Origin of the sequence: Pseudomonas caspiana (genome assembly GCF_002158995.1) — a bacterium.
GTDB lineage: Bacteria > Pseudomonadota > Gammaproteobacteria > Pseudomonadales > Pseudomonadaceae > Aquipseudomonas > Aquipseudomonas caspiana.
Genome location: NZ_LOHF01000004.1, coordinates 297,012 through 312,139 on the forward strand (window position 1 = coordinate 297,012; position 15,128 = coordinate 312,139).

Annotated in this window: 11 protein-coding genes; 4 read left to right on the plus strand and 7 right to left on the minus strand. The window is 57.4% G+C overall.

Going from position 1 to position 15,128, the window contains the following annotated elements; all coding sequences use genetic code 11:
* Positions 1–29: 29 nt before the first annotated feature.
* The 4 genes from AUC60_RS07960 to xylA all read right to left on the minus strand — a co-directional run bounded on the left by AUC60_RS07960 (position 30) and on the right by xylA (position 5,387).
* Entirely contained in the window at positions 30–1,166 is a 1,137-nt protein-coding gene (locus AUC60_RS07960) for a sugar ABC transporter permease (RefSeq protein WP_087265547.1), read from the minus strand.
* Entirely contained in the window at positions 1,167–2,726 is a 1,560-nt protein-coding gene (gene xylG, locus AUC60_RS07965; protein WP_087265549.1) for a D-xylose ABC transporter ATP-binding protein, read from the minus strand.
* 179 nt (positions 2,727–2,905) lie between these two features.
* Positions 2,906–3,907 (minus strand): D-xylose ABC transporter substrate-binding protein, encoded by a 1,002-nt coding sequence (gene xylF, locus AUC60_RS07970; protein WP_087265550.1) that lies wholly within the window; start codon positions 3,905–3,907, stop codon positions 2,906–2,908.
* A gap of 163 nt (positions 3,908–4,070) precedes the next feature.
* Positions 4,071–5,387, minus strand: coding sequence for a xylose isomerase (xylA, locus tag AUC60_RS07975; protein ID WP_087265553.1), 1,317 nt, complete (start codon positions 5,385–5,387; stop codon positions 4,071–4,073).
* Positions 5,388–5,577: 190 nt separating this feature from the next.
* Between xylA and AUC60_RS07980 the strand changes: the two genes are divergently transcribed.
* Together AUC60_RS07980 and AUC60_RS07985 are read left to right on the plus strand one after the other, a co-directional pair.
* Positions 5,578–6,756, plus strand: a complete 1,179-nt coding sequence (locus AUC60_RS07980; protein ID WP_087265554.1) for a XylR family transcriptional regulator — start codon at positions 5,578–5,580, stop codon at positions 6,754–6,756.
* Between the two features lie 521 nt (positions 6,757–7,277).
* Complete coding sequence (locus AUC60_RS07985) at positions 7,278–7,928, plus strand: TetR/AcrR family transcriptional regulator (protein ID WP_087265556.1); 651 nt, start codon at positions 7,278–7,280, stop codon at positions 7,926–7,928.
* Between the two features lie 57 nt (positions 7,929–7,985).
* Here AUC60_RS07985 and AUC60_RS07990 read toward each other — a convergent pair whose 3' ends face one another.
* Both AUC60_RS07990 and AUC60_RS07995 read right to left on the minus strand, forming a co-directional pair.
* The gene (locus AUC60_RS07990) at positions 7,986–10,688 is read right to left on the minus strand and encodes a beta-glucosidase (RefSeq protein WP_087265634.1); all 2,703 of its coding nucleotides are present in this window, start codon (positions 10,686–10,688) and stop codon (positions 7,986–7,988) included.
* A 60-nt stretch (positions 10,689–10,748) separates the two neighbouring features.
* The gene (locus AUC60_RS07995) at positions 10,749–10,997 is read right to left on the minus strand and encodes a hypothetical protein (RefSeq protein ID WP_087265558.1); all 249 of its coding nucleotides are present in this window, start codon (positions 10,995–10,997) and stop codon (positions 10,749–10,751) included.
* Between the two features lie 594 nt (positions 10,998–11,591).
* Between AUC60_RS07995 and AUC60_RS08000 the strand changes: the two genes are divergently transcribed.
* A complete protein-coding gene (locus AUC60_RS08000) occupies positions 11,592–11,819 on the plus strand; it encodes a hypothetical protein (protein WP_238599536.1) in 228 nt (75 codons plus the stop codon).
* Here the strand turns inward: AUC60_RS08000 and AUC60_RS08005 are convergent.
* Positions 11,813–12,661 carry a glycoside hydrolase family protein gene (locus tag AUC60_RS08005; protein WP_238599538.1) on the minus strand — a complete coding sequence of 283 codons (849 nt, stop codon included), beginning with the start codon at positions 12,659–12,661 and terminating at the stop codon, positions 11,813–11,815. The two genes, AUC60_RS08000 and AUC60_RS08005, sit on opposite strands and share 7 nt — an antisense overlap.
* Positions 12,662–12,976: 315 nt before the next feature.
* Between AUC60_RS08005 and AUC60_RS08010 the strand changes: the two genes are divergently transcribed.
* A complete protein-coding gene (locus AUC60_RS08010) occupies positions 12,977–15,013 on the plus strand; it encodes an NADPH-dependent 2,4-dienoyl-CoA reductase (protein WP_087265562.1) in 2,037 nt (678 codons plus the stop codon).
* The last annotated feature ends 115 nt before the right edge of the window (positions 15,014–15,128 follow it).

Below are 15,128 nucleotides of genomic sequence, written 5' to 3' on the forward strand. Positions count from 1 at the left end.
TCAATCGATATTGCGGGACCGCTCTCCGATCAACGCCGCCCTGTCCGGGTACTGACATCCACCCAAACCGCCAATACCAGAATGCTGCCCTTGACGATCATCTGCCAGTAGCTGTCGACGTCGAGCATCGACATGCCGTTGTCGAGGCTGGTGATGACCAGCGCGCCGAGGAGGGCTCCGTAGACGGTGCCGGAGCCGCCGCGCATGGAGGTGCCGCCGATGAAGCAGGCGGCGATGGCGTCGAGTTCGCCCATGCTTCCGGCAGAAGGCGAACCCGCCGCCAGGCGTGCGGTGTTGACCATGCCGGCCAGCGCGCACATCACGCCCATGATGCCGAAGATCCACAGTTTCACGGCCTGCACGTTGATCCCGGACAGTCGCGTCGCCTCCATGTTGCTACCCACTGAATAGACCCGGCGGCCAAATACGGTCTGGGTGGTGACGTAGCTGAATACACCGAGCAGGACCAGCAACAGCAGCACCGGCACGGGAATGCCGTCGTAGCTGTTGAGGGTCTGGACGAATCCGGCCAGTACCGCACCGATCAGCACCACACGCAAGACGTCTCGCACCAGTGAATGCGCAGCGAGGCCGTGGGCGGCGCGATTGCGGCGTTGTTTCCAGGTCAGATACAGCGTCAGTGCGAACAGTACGATGCCCAGCCCGGTGCCAACTGAATGCGGCAGATAGCCTTGCCCGACGTACACCAGTTCCGGCGATACCGGTGCGATGGTTGTGCCGCCGGTGATCCCCAGCAGAATGCCGCGGAACGCCAGCATGCCACCCAGGCCGACGATGAAAGACGGGATGCGCAGGTACGCGGTCATGTAGCCATTGGCGAGGCCGATCATCAGTCCACACAAGGCGACAAGGCTCAGGTTTGCCAGCAGCGGGATGTGATAGACCACGTCGAGAATGGCCGCCAGTCCACCCAGCAGCCCGAGCAACGAGCCCACCGACAAATCAATCTCGCCACTGATGATCACCAGCACCATGCCGCAGGCAAGAATGCCGGTGATCGACATCTGCCGCAGTAAGTTGGAGAGGTTGCGCGGGGTCAGAAATCCACCGTCGGTCTGCCAGCTGAAGAACAGCCAGATGACCGCCACGGCGATGACCAGTGCGAGCATTTTGTAGCGTGTGAAGAGCTGTTTGACCTGATTCATCTACGCGGACTTCCGATCATTATTGTTGTTAGGGTCGGCGGTTTGGCTGAGCGCGGCGGCGAGTAGCTGTTCCTGAGTGAGGTCGTGGTTGATGAAGTCTCCGCGCAGTTGGCCTTCGCCGATGACCAGTACCCGGTCGGAGACACCCAGCACTTCAGCCAGCTCCGAAGACACCATGATGATCGACACGCCCGCGGCCGCCAGCGCACCCATCAACTTGTAGATCTCGTATTTAGCGCCGACGTCGACGCCTCGGGTGGGTTCATCGAGAATCAGCACGCGGGGTTGGGTCAGCAGCATTTTTGCCAGAACGGCTTTTTGCTGATTGCCGCCAGACAGACTGGTGATCGGCAGGAAGGGGGTCGCGGTCTTGAGGTGCATGCGCGAGATTTCCTTGTCGATGCTGTCCAGCTCGGCTTCGGCGTCAATACGCGTCAGTCTTGAGTAAGAGTCCAGCACGGCCAGGGTAATGTTCTGGCCGACGCCCAGATCGGGAATGATGCCTTGGCGCTTGCGGTCTTCGGGAACCATGCACAGTCCGGCGCGTATGGCTTTGAGGGGTGTGCGAGTGTCGATCAGTTTGCCGTCCAGCCACACTTCGCCTTCATGGCGGCCGGGATAGGCGCCAAATAAAGCCGAGACCAGTTCCGTACGACCGGCACCGACCAACCCGGCAATACCGAGTATCTCGCCACGCTTGAGGGCGAACGAAATGTCGTCGACCCGCTTGCGTTTCGGGTTGTCGACGTCGTAGCAGGTAACATGGCGCGCTTCGAAAATCACTTCGCCAATGTCATGGGGTTCGGTGGGATACAGGTTGCTCATTTCCCGCCCGACCATCTGGGTGATGATCTGCGCGATGTTCATGTCTGCCATGGCGGTGGTGGCGATATGTTTGCCGTCACGGATCACTGAAATGGTGTCGCACACAGCGGCGACTTCATCGAGCTTGTGGGAGATATAGACGCATGCAACGCCCTTGGACTTTAGGTCGAGGATGATATCCAGCAGGACCTCGATTTCCGAACGGGTCAAGGCTGAAGAGGGTTCATCGAGAATCAACAGCCTAGCTTGCTTGTTCAGTGCCTTGGCGATTTCCACCAGTTGCTGATAGCCGCCGCCGTACTGGGAAACCGGCAATGAGACGTTCATGTCCGGGACTTTCAGTTCGCGCATCAGGGCTTCGGCGCGGAGGGTCATCGCGGGGTAATTCATGCGCCCGCCGAACAGCGTCAGCTCATGGCCCATGAAGATGTTCTCGGTCACCGACAGGTCCGGCACCAGGGTCAGTTCCTGATGAATGATGACGATGCCTGCAGCTTCGGTTTCGCTGATTGACTGTGCCTTGAGCGGCTGGCCGTCCCAGAGGATTTCGCCTTCCCAGGTACCATACGGGTAGACCGCCGACAGCACTTTCATCAGCGTGGATTTCCCCGCGCCATTCTCGCCACACAGCCCGACACATTCCCCGGGCCTGACCTTGATATCAATGCCATTAAGGGCTTTAACACCGTCGAACGTTTTGACGATGCCATTCATTTGCAGCAGATAGTCGGACATGGCGAGTGCTCAAGGATAAGCGGGTACGGACTGCAGCCATTGACCTGTAGGAACTCACGAGCACCGCGAGGCAGCGATTGCGTTCTGCCTGATACACCGCCATCGCGGCCTCGCGGTGCTCGTGCGCTCCTACAGGTCTAACGTTTAGCGTCCAGAGGAATTGGTTCCACGCGCCCGGATCACTTCCCGTCAATCTGCGCCTTGGTGTAAAACCCGTCCTTTTCCAGCAGATCAATGTTGTCCTTGGTCAACGGGGTCGGCGTGAGCAAAATCGTGTCCACTTTCTTGCTGCCATTGTCGTACTGCGAGCTGTAGGTGGGTTTCTCGTTGCGCGCCAGTTGCACCGAGAGCTTGGCCGCTTCGGTGGCGATGAGTTTCAGCGGCTTGTAGACGGTCATGGTCTGCGTGCCATCGATCACGCGTTTGACCGCTGCGAGGTCTGCGTCCTGACCCGAGATCGGCACCTTGCCTGCCAGTTTCTGCGCGGCCAGTGCCTGGATGGCACCGCCTGCAGTGGCGTCGTTGGAAGCAACGATGCCGTCGATCTTGTTGTCGTTACGGGTCAGGGCGTTTTCGACAATGCTCAGGGCCTCAGTCGGGTTCCACTCTTTTACCCACTGCTGGCCGACGATTTTGATATCACCCTTGTCGATCGCCGGCTGTAGCACCTTCATCTGGCCTTCGCGCAGCACTTTTGCGTTGTTATCGGTCGGCGCGCCGCCTAGCAAAAAATAATTACCCTTGGGCGCTGCTTTCAACACGCCACTGGCCTGCATCTCACCGACCTTTTCGTTATCGAAAGAGATGTATGCATCAATGTCAGCGTTAAGAATCAACCGGTCATAAGACACGACCTTGATCCCGGCTTTCTTCGCTTCGGCAACCGCGTTGGTCAGCACAGTGGCATTAAACGGCACTATGACGATGACATCGACGCCTCGGGAGATAAGGTTCTCGATCTGCGAAATCTGCTTTTGCTCGTTGGCGTCGGCCGATTGTACAAAGACCTTGGCGTCCATTTTTTCCGCCGCCGCGACGAAGTAATCGCGGTCACGGGACCATCGCTCAAGGCGCAGGTCATCAATGGAGAAACCGATTTTCGGATGGGCAGGGTCGGCCATGGCCGGAATTGACAGCAGCGCCAGAGCGCCAACCAACAGCGTGCGTTTAAATCTCTTCATGGTGGTGCGTCCTTTTATTGTTGTTCGAAGACACTTTTTTAGAAGCCACTGCCTGACGATGAATATCGTGCTGGTAGAACTGTAGAGAGTCGCAAAGCGCCGCGAGCACAGATTTGTCGCGCGAATGTAACCGGATTACGGCGCCCGTGGCCCTTGATCGCAGTCAGCGATAGATGAACTGGTTAACGACGTTTTCGAGCAGTTCCTGCCTGCCGCTCACGGCTTGCGGATTCAGTTCCTGGGTAAACGCATGTTCGGCCAGCGACTGGAGGGTGAACTCACCCGCCAGCACCCTCTGGCCCAATGGCTGCTGCCAGCCCGCGTAGCGTTGGTCCTTGAGTTGCTGGAGCCGGTCGTTCTGCAGCATGGCCGCAGCGCGTTCGAGGGACAGAGCGAGCACATCCATCGCCCCGACATGACCGTGGAACAGATCGATCTCGTCCAGGCTCTGCCGACGGACCTTGGAATCGAAGTTGAAGCCGCCGTTCTTGAACCCGCCTGCTTTGAGGATTTCGTAAGTGGCGAGGGTCATTTCTTCGACGCTGTTGGGGAACTGGTCAGTGTCCCAGCCGTTTTGGGGGTCACCACGGTTCGCGTCGATGCTGCCAAAAATCCCAAGGGACGCAGCCGTCGCGATTTCGTGATGGAAGCTATGACCGGCCAGGGTCGCGTGGTTGGCCTCGATGTTGACCTTGATTTCGTTTTCCAGGCCGAACTGCTGCAGAAAGCCAAACACGGTGGCGCTGTCGTAATCGTATTGATGCTTGGTGGGTTCCTGCGGCTTGGGCTCGATCAACAGATCGCCTTTGAAATTGATCTTGTGCTTGTGCTCAACCACCATGCGCATGAAGCGCCCCAGCTGTTCGCGTTCGCGTTTCAAGTCGGTGTTGAGCAGGGTTTCATAGCCCTCGCGGCCACCCCACAACACGTAGTTGGCGCCGCCGAGTCGCTGAGTGGCGTTCATGGCGCTGAACACCTGCGCAGCGGCACAGGCGAAGATTTCCGGATCAGGGTTGCTCGCAGCGCCAGCAGCAAAGCGCGGGTTGCTGAAACAGTTGGCGGTGCCCCACAGCAGCTTGACGCCGCTTTGCTGCTGATGACGCTCCAGATGATCGACCATCTGCGCAAAATTATTGCGGTACTCCTTGAGCGAGCTGCCTTCCGGAGCGACATCGGTGTCGTGGAAACAGTAATAGTCGATGCCCAGTTTGGTAAAGAATTCGAACGCTGCTTCGGCCTTGCCGATCGCCACTTCCAGTGGGTCGCCCGAGTGCTGCCATGGGCGTTTGAAGGTGCCTGCGCCAAACACATCGGAGCCCGGCCAAACGAAGGTGTGCCAGTAACAGGCTGCCATGCGCAGGTGCTCGCGCATCGGTTTGCCCAGGATGATTTTGTCTGCATCGTAGTGGCGAAAGGCGAGGGGGGAATCGCTGGCAGGGCCTTCGTAGCGGACTCGGTCTATATCGGGGAAATATGGCATTCGCAATGTCCTTGTTGTTTTTATCGGTTGCTCTAATCGACTGTTCTTTTCGGTGCATCGATACTAGCAACGGCCCTGTTGCTCCTGATTATGAAAATCATCAACCCGCAGTGCGATTTTGCGTATTGAGATTCTGCGTCTGCGCGCCTAGTCTGTTTCGATAATCGCTGGCTGGCCCAGGACAATAACAATGAAAACCGTACCGCCTGCTCACCGCGTTGCACTGTTGTTCAACGGCGGGAAGATCTACGACCGCGGCATCATCAGCGGTATTGGTAACTACCTGAGCAGTACTCGAGCTTCCTGGGATTTGTTTCTGGAGGAGGATTTTCTCTGCCGTTTGAAAGGAATCGAGCGCTGGCAGGGTGACGGGATCATTGCCGACTTCGATGATCCGATGATTGGCGAAGCGCTGGCCGGGATCAGGTTGCCGGTGGTGGCGGTCGGCGGCTCTTATCAAAACGAGGACGACTATCCGCAAGGTATCCCTTACGTCGCCACCGATAATCAGGCGTTGATGGCACTGGCTTACGAGCACCTTATTGAAGCGGGGCTGACTCGTTTTGCCTGTTTCAGCCTGCCCGAAGCACAAGCCAATCGCTGGGCACAGGAGCGGGAGAAAGCCTTTCGTACACTGATGCAGCGCGATGGGCTCCAGGGGGAGATTTATCGCGGTATGGGAACCAGCGCGCCGCTCTGGAACAGCGCTGTCGAACAGCAGATCGCCTGGCTGCAAAGCTTGCCCAAACCCATCGGAATTATTGCCGTCAGTGACGCCCGCGCGCGTCAATTACTGCAGGCTTGCCTGACCGCCGGGATTCCCGTTCCGGAGCAGGTTGCGCTGATCGGCATCGATAACGATCCGCTGACCCGCAGCTTGACCCGCGTGCCACTGAGCTCCGTCAGCCAGGGCACTGAAACCATGGGGCGCACCGCAGCGCAGTTGTTGCATCAGATGCTGCACGGCATGCCAGCCAAGGGCACGCACATTTTGATTCCGCCGGATTCGATCAACGTACAGGTATCGAGCCTGCATCAACCTTTGGGTGATCCTTACGTGATGCAGGCGCTGTTGTTCATCCGGCAATACGCTTGCCAGGGCATCAAGACCGCGCAAGTCGCGGCCTATGTCGGCGTGTCGCGTTCCTCGCTGGAATCGCACTTTCGCCAGGCACGGGGCTGCAGCGTGCATGACGAAATCCTGCGCTTCAAACTCGACGCAGCGGCCAACGGGCTGAAAAACACCGATTCGACCATTGCCGATACGGCACGCAGTTGCGGCTTCAAATCCGCGCAGTACCTGCACACCGTGTTCCGTCGCGAGTTTGGCTGTACGCCGCTTGAGTATCGGCAAGAGGTATTGGTTTAGAGGGGGCAAAGCGCAACTGTCGGAGTTGAACTCAACCCTGTAGGAGCTCACCGAGGTTACGAGGCTAGCGATGGCTGGTCTGCCTGACACATCGTGATCGGCGCCGTCGTAACCTCCGACAACTCCTACAGGGATCGGGGTGTGCACTCCATCTGTAGGAGCTGCCGAAGGCTGCGACAACTTCTGCAGGCCCGATGTGTTCAACCGGTTATAAAACACCCGAAACCTCAACAAGGCCGCGATACATCGCCAGCCCCGTTGTTTTGTGTTCATGTATCGCGAACAGAGGGGGTATTTGTCAGCTTCCAGGGCACATGGTATGTTCCGCCGCCGACTCGATCCACGTGCAATCGCTGACGCTTTTAACCATACAGACCGGGTTGCAGAGTTGCATTCATCGATCTATCGCTGATGGATTCAAGAAACTTCCCCATGGGTACTGCCTGGCCTGTAAGTGAACGCGTCAGCGCAAAAATCATCACGCCGACAGTCACATCTGCGCAACGGACAGTGCTATCCAAATGCCAAAAGACATTCCCGCTCCTGACTCCGTCGCTACCCCCAAGCGTCGCCACATCCCCAAAGGAGATGTGCGCAAGCTCGAAATCATTCAAGCCGCCATGGTTATTTTTGCCAGGGATGGATTCGCGGGCGCGACGCTGACCAACGTCGCCAAGGTTGCGGGTATCTCGCAAGTCGGATTGCTACATCACTTTCCCAACAAGCTCGCCCTGCTGCACGCCGTGCTGCAGCATCGGGATCAATACGTCGCCACCCGCTTGCAGGAAGCTGACGAGGTTGCGTCGCTGGAAGGGTTTTTAGCGTTTCTGAAGTTCATCATGAAGTTCAGCACGGAAGATGCCGCCGTCAGTCAGGCGTTGATGATCATCAACACAGAAAGTCTGTCCGTGACCCACCCGGCCAACCGCTGGTTCAGTGAGCGCTTTGAGATTGTGCACGGCCACATTCAGGCCCATCTCAATCTGCTGATCGAGGCGGGCGAAATTCGTCCGGACACGGATGTGAAGCAGGTCAGTCTCGAGATTGCTTCGATGATGGACGGGATGCAGATCCAATGGCTACGCGCACCGGATTACGTACCGATTGAGCGTGCCTTCGCCAGGTACCTCGAACGTCTGGCTTCGGAACTCAAGCCGGCCGGACTCGTCTGAGAGCGGCCGCTTGATAGTCGGTGACCGGTGGCTGCAGAAGCCACCGATCACGCCTCCTCAGTAAGCCTGTTCCGGCTTGACTTGAACTGCCTTGCGCAGCGGAGTCGGGAGAGGGTTGGAGTCACGCGTAGACAATTTCTCGCCATACAGAGCGACAACGGTGCGGTTGAGCGCCAGGTCTTCCGAGTCTCTGCCCACCAGCACCTTGAACTTGCCCGGGTCTACGATCCAGCTAACGGCGTCAGGCGAATAGTAGGCAAACGAGCGGGAGTCCAGCGGGATCGTCACGGTTTTGCTTTCGCCCGCCTTCAGGTAAACCTTGGAGAAGCCCTTCAGCTCTTTTTCCGGACGATCGACTTGCGGCTTCGAAGGCTGCACGTACAACTGAGCCACTTCGAAACCAGGCTTGTCGCCCGTGTTGGTCACGGTGAAAGTGGCCTTGATGGTTGCGCCGGGAGCAAGAACGTTGCTCGACAGCTTCAGATCGCTGTACTGATAGGTCGTGTAAGACAAGCCGAAACCGAACGGGTAGAGCGGCTTCGCGTGGTTCTTGTCATAACCGCGATAGCCGAGGTACAGGCCTTCGCTGTAGGTCATTTCAGTCGGCGGGTTAGGGCTGCTGAAATAGTACGGTACTGGATCGGAGTACGAGGCGAAGCTCGGGTTATCCTGCACTTTCTTGTCCAGCGTGATGGGCAGCTTGCCCGACGGGTTGACCTTGCCGTACAGGATTTCTGCCAGCGCCTGGCCGCCTTGTTGTCCCGGGAACCAGGCATGCAGGGAAGCTGCGACCTTGGTTGCCCACGGCTGCATGTCCATACCGCCACCGCCGTGCATCACGACGATAGTTTTCGGGTTGGCTCTCTGCACGAAGCTGATCAGCTCGGACTGAAATTGCGGCAGTTCAAAGGGATGATCAAGGGACTCACCTTCGTATTCGAAGTTGCTGCCCGCCGCCACCACGACTGCGTCATAGTCAGCCAGATTGGTCGGCGGACGCAGCGATGCCCAGCTCAGTTGCACGCCGTTCATGCCACCCAGTACCGGGGTGTAATTGCCTTTGAGGCGACGATATTCCAGGCGCACGTTGTACTCGGTGCCGGCTTTCAGCGCGACAGTCTTGACGGTACGTGGCACCACAGGAATCAGGTCGAATGAAACCTGCTTGTCTTCATCCTCAACCACCAGCTCGTCGTTGATCCAGAGTTTATAGGCGCCATCGGCACGGACTTTGAAGACGTGCGGCCCGGTGATAGTCGGTTTGATCTTGCTGGTGAAGCGAGCCGAGAACGCACCCGGTGCCGGGTTGTAGCCGGTTACCGCGCTGGTGCCGCTGTCGGTTACGTTGGTGTTGGTGATCCAGCTCAGGTTGAGGCCCGGCTCGATGCGGGTCGCAACAGGATCGCCGGACAATGTGGTGTTGGCGTAGTACTCGGCTTTCACACCTGTGTTGCTGATGGCTTCCTTACCTTTGCCTTTACCGCTGCTCGGCTGATACCAGACCGACGACTTCGGATCGAGGCTCATCTGCGGCAGGTAGTCCACATTGCTGGCGCTCGACGCCAACTGCTTGAGTCCGCTCAGTTCGGTGACGTAGCTGGCAGGCGCTGAGTAGGCGGTGCCGAATGGCGCAGTCGGTGCCTGCATCGCCAGATCGCCTATGACGGCGATCTTTGCCGTTTTCGGCAGAGGCAGCAGGGGCTTCTGTCCGTCTACAGGTTCGTTGCGCAGGAGCACAATCGACTCCCTCGCCACGTTCAGCGCAGCCAGTTGACCGTATTCGCGGTGCTCAAGAGGCTGGGCCTTGTTGATGCCTTTATCAAAGCCGTAGCTGACCAGGGCCCGGAGATTCCGGCGGACTTTGTCGTCGATGACGCTCTGATGCAGTTGCCCGTTCCAGACATAGGGCAGCAACTTGGCTTCAGTAAATTGCAGGCCGCTCGGCATGTCGATATCGGTGCCTGCCCAGGCGCCTTTGAACGCGTCCTGCACCGAGTTGAAGTCACTCATCACGTTGCCCTGGAAGCCCCATTGGCCTTTCAGGATGTCAGTGATCAGGTGATGGTTCTCACAGGCATATTCGCCGTTGATCTTGTTGTAGCCGCACATGATCGAGGCAATGTTCGAGTTCTTGACCAGCGATTCGAAGCCCGGCAGATACAGCTCCTGCATGGCTCGCTCGTCAATTTTGACGTCCAGGTAGTGCCGGTTCGCTTCTTGCTCGTTCATCAGGTAGTGCTTGGCGGCGGCCTGAATCCCCTGGACCTGAATACCGTTGGTGACGGCTGGCGCCAACACTGCGCCGAGGAAGGGATCTTCGCCACTCATGTACTCAGCGGAGCGCCCGTTGAACGGGGTGCGATAGAGGTTGATGGCCGGAGACAGCATTTGCTGACCGCCGGCGATCCGGGTTTCGTAGCCAATAGCGAGACCGAATTCCTTGGCGCGGTTGATGCTCCAGGTCGCGGCCAATGCGGACGGTGACGGGTACTGCGCACCGAAAGTCTTGCCGCCGACCAGTACGCCCATGGCCGAGTCGTAGGCGACGGTACCTTGCAGGTTGAACTTGTCCAGTTTGGGAATCATGCGTCCGTCGTCGACGCGCGAGAAGTTGATCTTTTCCGACTGAGTCATGTTGTCGAGCATCGCACCAACCCGTGCTTCGACCTCATTGCCCGTCATCGGGGTGACAGCCATTACGGTGCCTGCCTGAGCAATGCTCAACGCAAGCAGGCTCAGGCTTAAGCCTTGTTTGATCATGGACATGAAACTACTCCTGAATTCGTTCGATAAGTGATGTGCCGCGTATCAAACGAAGACTCATTTTTCGTCATCGGTCGCTGGGGCATCGTCGGTGACGACCGGGGCATCCAGCACGCTTTGCGCACCGGTGGACTGGCTTTTTGTGGCGCTTTCGGCGCCGGTGATCTGCTCGCGTTTGGCCTCGACTGCCACGCGCACCTCGCTCGACGTCGAGGGCAGGGGATTTTTGTTTTCGGCGGCTGATACAGAAAGTGTGGTGAAGCCCATCAGAAAAATGGCAGCAAGAGGCAGCAAGCTTCTAGCCATCGGGAGAATCTCCAAATAGAAGTGGGTAACGAAGAAGTGTCAGCGCGTGGAGGTTTACTACAGGCTGCGACAGTAAGTCCGCAGTGTGAGCTTAAAGTTCTATGGCAGCAAAATATTGCAGTTATATATTGAGTTTTACAAATCTTACATATTTTGATTTTTTTGTATTTTTGGTTTTATTTGATTTTTTTCGAATTTATTTTGGATTTAAATTCTGAATTTTACGTTTTTTAAGCTATAAAAAATCTTTTATAAAAACCGAGCTTTGGCTCGGTTTTGGTGGTGTTAAAGTAGCCTGGCCGTAGGCGTATCCCCTTCATATCGCGTTCGTTAAAGAGTGTGCATACCACGCTTCCCATTCCAGCAGGCGAGAAAACTCACGGGGTGACAAGTGCGGTCGTTCAGGCTCATGTACCCAGAGGTTTATCGGTGACATCCCAAGCGAGTTCCTTTCTGCCGCATGAGTCCGGATTGATCCCGGAGCTCACAGACCCTCTCGCGCTAGACCTGGCGATTTTAAAAGCGGTCTGGCTCCTCAGTGAGGGAAAGCCTGGCGGGAGCAAGCCACGAAAGCTGACGTGTGGGCAGATCTACATGCAGTTGGTGCGCCGTCAACCAAGCGTTCCATCCATCGTGCACTGTGTGTTGGCAATCGATGTGCTCGTGAACGAAGGGCTATTGGTGTCGGAGCGGGTGCTGGATGCAGATCCTGCTTTTCCCTATACCCAGCACATCATCAGCGGGCTGACCGAGATCGGTGCAGCGTCCCTGATGGCCAAGGACGCGATGAACACCACCCGACATCCGGTACGACGTTACTGATTGAAGGGCAGCGAAAGATAGTGCTGACCCAGCTCCGTCAGCTTTCCTTCTTCGTTCAACAAGCTCGAAAAGTGCGGGTCGTCATTCATCCGCCCCGTAAACCAGGCATACCGAAACACATCCGCGCGGTTCTCGCAGACCGCCACCATCTCAGCCATTTGCTGTTTTTGCTTTTCAAGCGTGTCGATCTGGACCCCATCAATTGGAGAGTGCCAGTTGGCGAATTCGGTGACCCAAAATGGTTTGCCGTATTTGGACAGCCTGTCGAGCATGCCTGACAGCCCATAGTCGTACCAATGAAACGCCAGGTAGTCGATCTGCGGATCTCGATTCTGATTTTGCGCACGGTACGCAGCATAGAAGGCATCAAGCCACACGACCGGGTCGCCATAACCGGACATTGTTCCCCAGTTCATTGCCGGGCCCACCAGCTTTACCCCGGTCTGCGCGGATATCTGTTCCAGTCTTGGCCAGAATTGCGCGGCGGCCTCGGGTGTCATGTTGGCCTGATCAACGAGATTAGGCTCATTGATCACCAGTAAGTAGCGGATATCCGGGTGGGCCTGCAGGTAGAGTTTCAGTTGACCGTCATCGACGTTGGCGTTCCAGACCATGGGGATGAAGTCGACCCCGTAGGTGGACGAGTAGTTATAGGCGGCGAGCCGGTCGTGGGGCCTCGGACTCCAGTTGTACCACCAGCTGATTCCCGGGGACAAAGCACTCAAGTCCGCAGGTGAGGCTATGTCATAGGCGATGCCGCGCTTTGCGCTTTTGGTGGCTGACCAGGCCGGCGTGGAGACTGTTGCGAGGGCAAGGCTGAACGCTGTGAGCAGGGTGAACATTCGCAGGTAGTGACGAAACTGCATGATTCGATCCTCCGTGAAATTGTCTTGCTGGAATGGCTGTGGCGTTCATTTGCTTGCAGTTCAGATGCCATCGCTTATCAACCCACTGAAAAGCGATGCTGCCAGGAAGGGGGTGATTCCAACGATAGTTCGGACCATGGCTGCACGTTTAAATCATCAACTTGTCACTTATGGTCATTGAGCGGGTCTCAAAGCTCGTCTTTACTGTTGCGCAACGAACAGGCCGCGAAGGTCTGAATAATTGACGGCTGCCTCAGGCGGTCGCATTCCGTGACAGTCGATGGAGTTTTTATGGCCGCCGCTCATTACCCGCACCTGCTGGCCCCGCTGGATCTGGGCTTTACCACCTTGCGCAACCGCACTCTGATGGGCTCGATGCACACCGGGCTGGAAGAAAAACCAGGCGGTTTTGAACGCATGGCGGCGTATTTTGCCGAGCGGGCAACGGGTGGTGTCGGGTTGATGGTTACGGGCGGTATTGCGCCCAATGAAGAAGGCGGTGTTTATACCGGCGCGGCGAAACTGAACACGGTTGAAGAAGCTGAGCAGCATCGTGTCGTGACTCAGGCGGTGCATGCAGCGGGCGGCAAAATCTGCCTGCAAATCCTGCATGCCGGGCGTTATGCCTACAGCAAGAATCAGGTTGCCCCCAGTGCTATTCAGGCGCCGATCAATCCGTTCAAACCTCGCGAGCTGGACGAAGCGGGCATAGAAAAGCAGATAGCCGATTTCGTCACCTGCTCGACGCTGGCCCAAAGCGCCGGGTATGACGGTGTGGAGGTCATGGGTTCCGAGGGCTACTTCATCAATCAGTTTCTGGCGGCCCATACCAACCACCGCACAGATCGCTGGGGCGGCAGTTACGAAAACCGCATGCGCTTGCCGGTGGAAATCGTTCGCCGGGTTCGCGAGGCCGTTGGCCCTGAGTTCATCATCATCTTCCGTTTGTCCATGCTGGACCTGGTTGAAGGTGGCAGCACCTGGGAAGAGATCGTGCAATTGGCTCAAGCCATTGAGCGGGCCGGTGCGACCATCATCAATACCGGTATCGGCTGGCACGAAGCACGAATCCCGACCATTGCGACCAAGGTGCCTCGCGCGGCTTTCAGTAAAGTCACTGCCAAGCTGCGTGGTTCGGTGGGCATTCCACTGATCACCACCAACCGCATCAACACGCCGGAAATCGCCGAGCAGATTCTCAGTGAGGGCGATGCCGACATGGTCTCCATGGCCCGGCCTTTTCTCGCGGATCCGGAGTTTGTGAACAAGGCAGCGGCGGGGCGTGCCGATGAAATCAACACCTGCATCGGTTGTAATCAGGCCTGCCTGGACCACACATTTGGCGGCAAGCTGACCAGTTGTCTGGTCAATCCGCGTGCCTGTCATGAGACCGAACTGAATTACATTCCGACGCGCCAGAGCAAGAAAATCGCTGTGATTGGCGCCGGTCCTGCGGGCCTTGCGGCATCGACGGTGGCTGCCGAGCGTGGGCATCACGTCACCTTGTTCGATTCTGCCGCTGAGATCGGCGGCCAGTTCAATATCGCCAAGCGGGTGCCGGGCAAGGAGGAGTTTTACGAAACCTTGCGTTACTTCGCTCGCAAGCTGCAAACCACGGGCGTTGATGTGCGGCTCAATACGCGTGTCGCCGTTGAGGATTTGCTGGGCGCCGGGTACGACGAGGTGATTCTGGCCACCGGTATCGCGCCACGTACCCCGGCGATTCCGGGCATTGATCATCCCAAGGTGTTGAGCTACCTCGACGTGATTCTGCAACGCAAACCGGTAGGACGGAGCGTTGCGGTGATCGGCGCTGGCGGTATCGGTTTCGACGTTTCGGAGTTTCTGGTGCATCAGGGCATTTCCACCAGTCTGGATCGCACTGCGTTCTGGAAAGAATGGGGGATCGATACCCATCTTGAAGCACGTGGTGGCGTGGCGGGGATCAAACCGGAGTTGCATGCCCCGGCGCGTCAGGTATTCCTGTTGCAGCGCAAGGCGTCCAAGGTCGGCGACGGACTGGGCAAGACCACTGGCTGGATTCACCGTACCGGCTTGAAGAACAAACAGGTACAGATGCTTAACAGCGTCGAATACCTGCGCATCGACGACGCTGGCTTGCACATCCGTATCGGTGAAGGTGAAGAGAAAGTGTTGCCGGTGGACAACATCGTGATCTGCGCCGGACAAGATCCGTTGCGCGAACTGTATGACGGGCTGGTTGAAGCCGGGCAAGCCGTACACCTGATCGGCGGCGCAGACGTCGCGGCAGAGCTGGATGCCAAGCGGGCGATCGATCAGGGTTCAAGGTTGGCAGCGGGGTTGTAGGGCTTCGGTTTCACTTTGATAATGCAATCAAGAGTCTCTGACACCGCGCTGTCTCGCGCCAAACGGTGAACCTGTAGGAGCGCACGAGCACCGCGAGGCCGCGATGGCGTTCTGT

What these genes read in the sequence shown, in the direction of transcription:
- xylG (WP_087265549.1), bottom strand. Translation starts at nt 2,726, where the DNA reads ATGTCCGACTATCTGCTGCAAATGAATGGCATCGTCAAAACGTTCGAC.
- AUC60_RS07980 (WP_087265554.1), top strand. Translation starts at nt 5,578, where the DNA reads ATGAAAACCGTACCGCCTGCTCACCGCGTTGCACTGTTGTTCAACGGC.
- AUC60_RS08005 (WP_238599538.1), bottom strand. Translation starts at nt 12,661, where the DNA reads ATGTTCACCCTGCTCACAGCGTTCAGCCTTGCCCTCGCAACAGTCTCC.
- xylF (WP_087265550.1), bottom strand. Translation starts at nt 3,907, where the DNA reads ATGAAGAGATTTAAACGCACGCTGTTGGTTGGCGCTCTGGCGCTGCTG.
- AUC60_RS07990 (WP_087265634.1), bottom strand. Translation starts at nt 10,688, where the DNA reads ATGATCAAACAAGGCTTAAGCCTGAGCCTGCTTGCGTTGAGCATTGCT.
- AUC60_RS08000 (WP_238599536.1), top strand. Translation starts at nt 11,592, where the DNA reads ATGCAGTTGGTGCGCCGTCAACCAAGCGTTCCATCCATCGTGCACTGT.
- xylA (WP_087265553.1), bottom strand. Translation starts at nt 5,387, where the DNA reads ATGCCATATTTCCCCGATATAGACCGAGTCCGCTACGAAGGCCCTGCC.
- AUC60_RS07995 (WP_087265558.1), bottom strand. Translation starts at nt 10,997, where the DNA reads ATGGCTAGAAGCTTGCTGCCTCTTGCTGCCATTTTTCTGATGGGCTTC.
- AUC60_RS07985 (WP_087265556.1), top strand. Translation starts at nt 7,278, where the DNA reads ATGCCAAAAGACATTCCCGCTCCTGACTCCGTCGCTACCCCCAAGCGT.
- AUC60_RS07960 (WP_087265547.1), bottom strand. Translation starts at nt 1,166, where the DNA reads ATGAATCAGGTCAAACAGCTCTTCACACGCTACAAAATGCTCGCACTG.
- AUC60_RS08010 (WP_087265562.1), top strand. Translation starts at nt 12,977, where the DNA reads ATGGCCGCCGCTCATTACCCGCACCTGCTGGCCCCGCTGGATCTGGGC.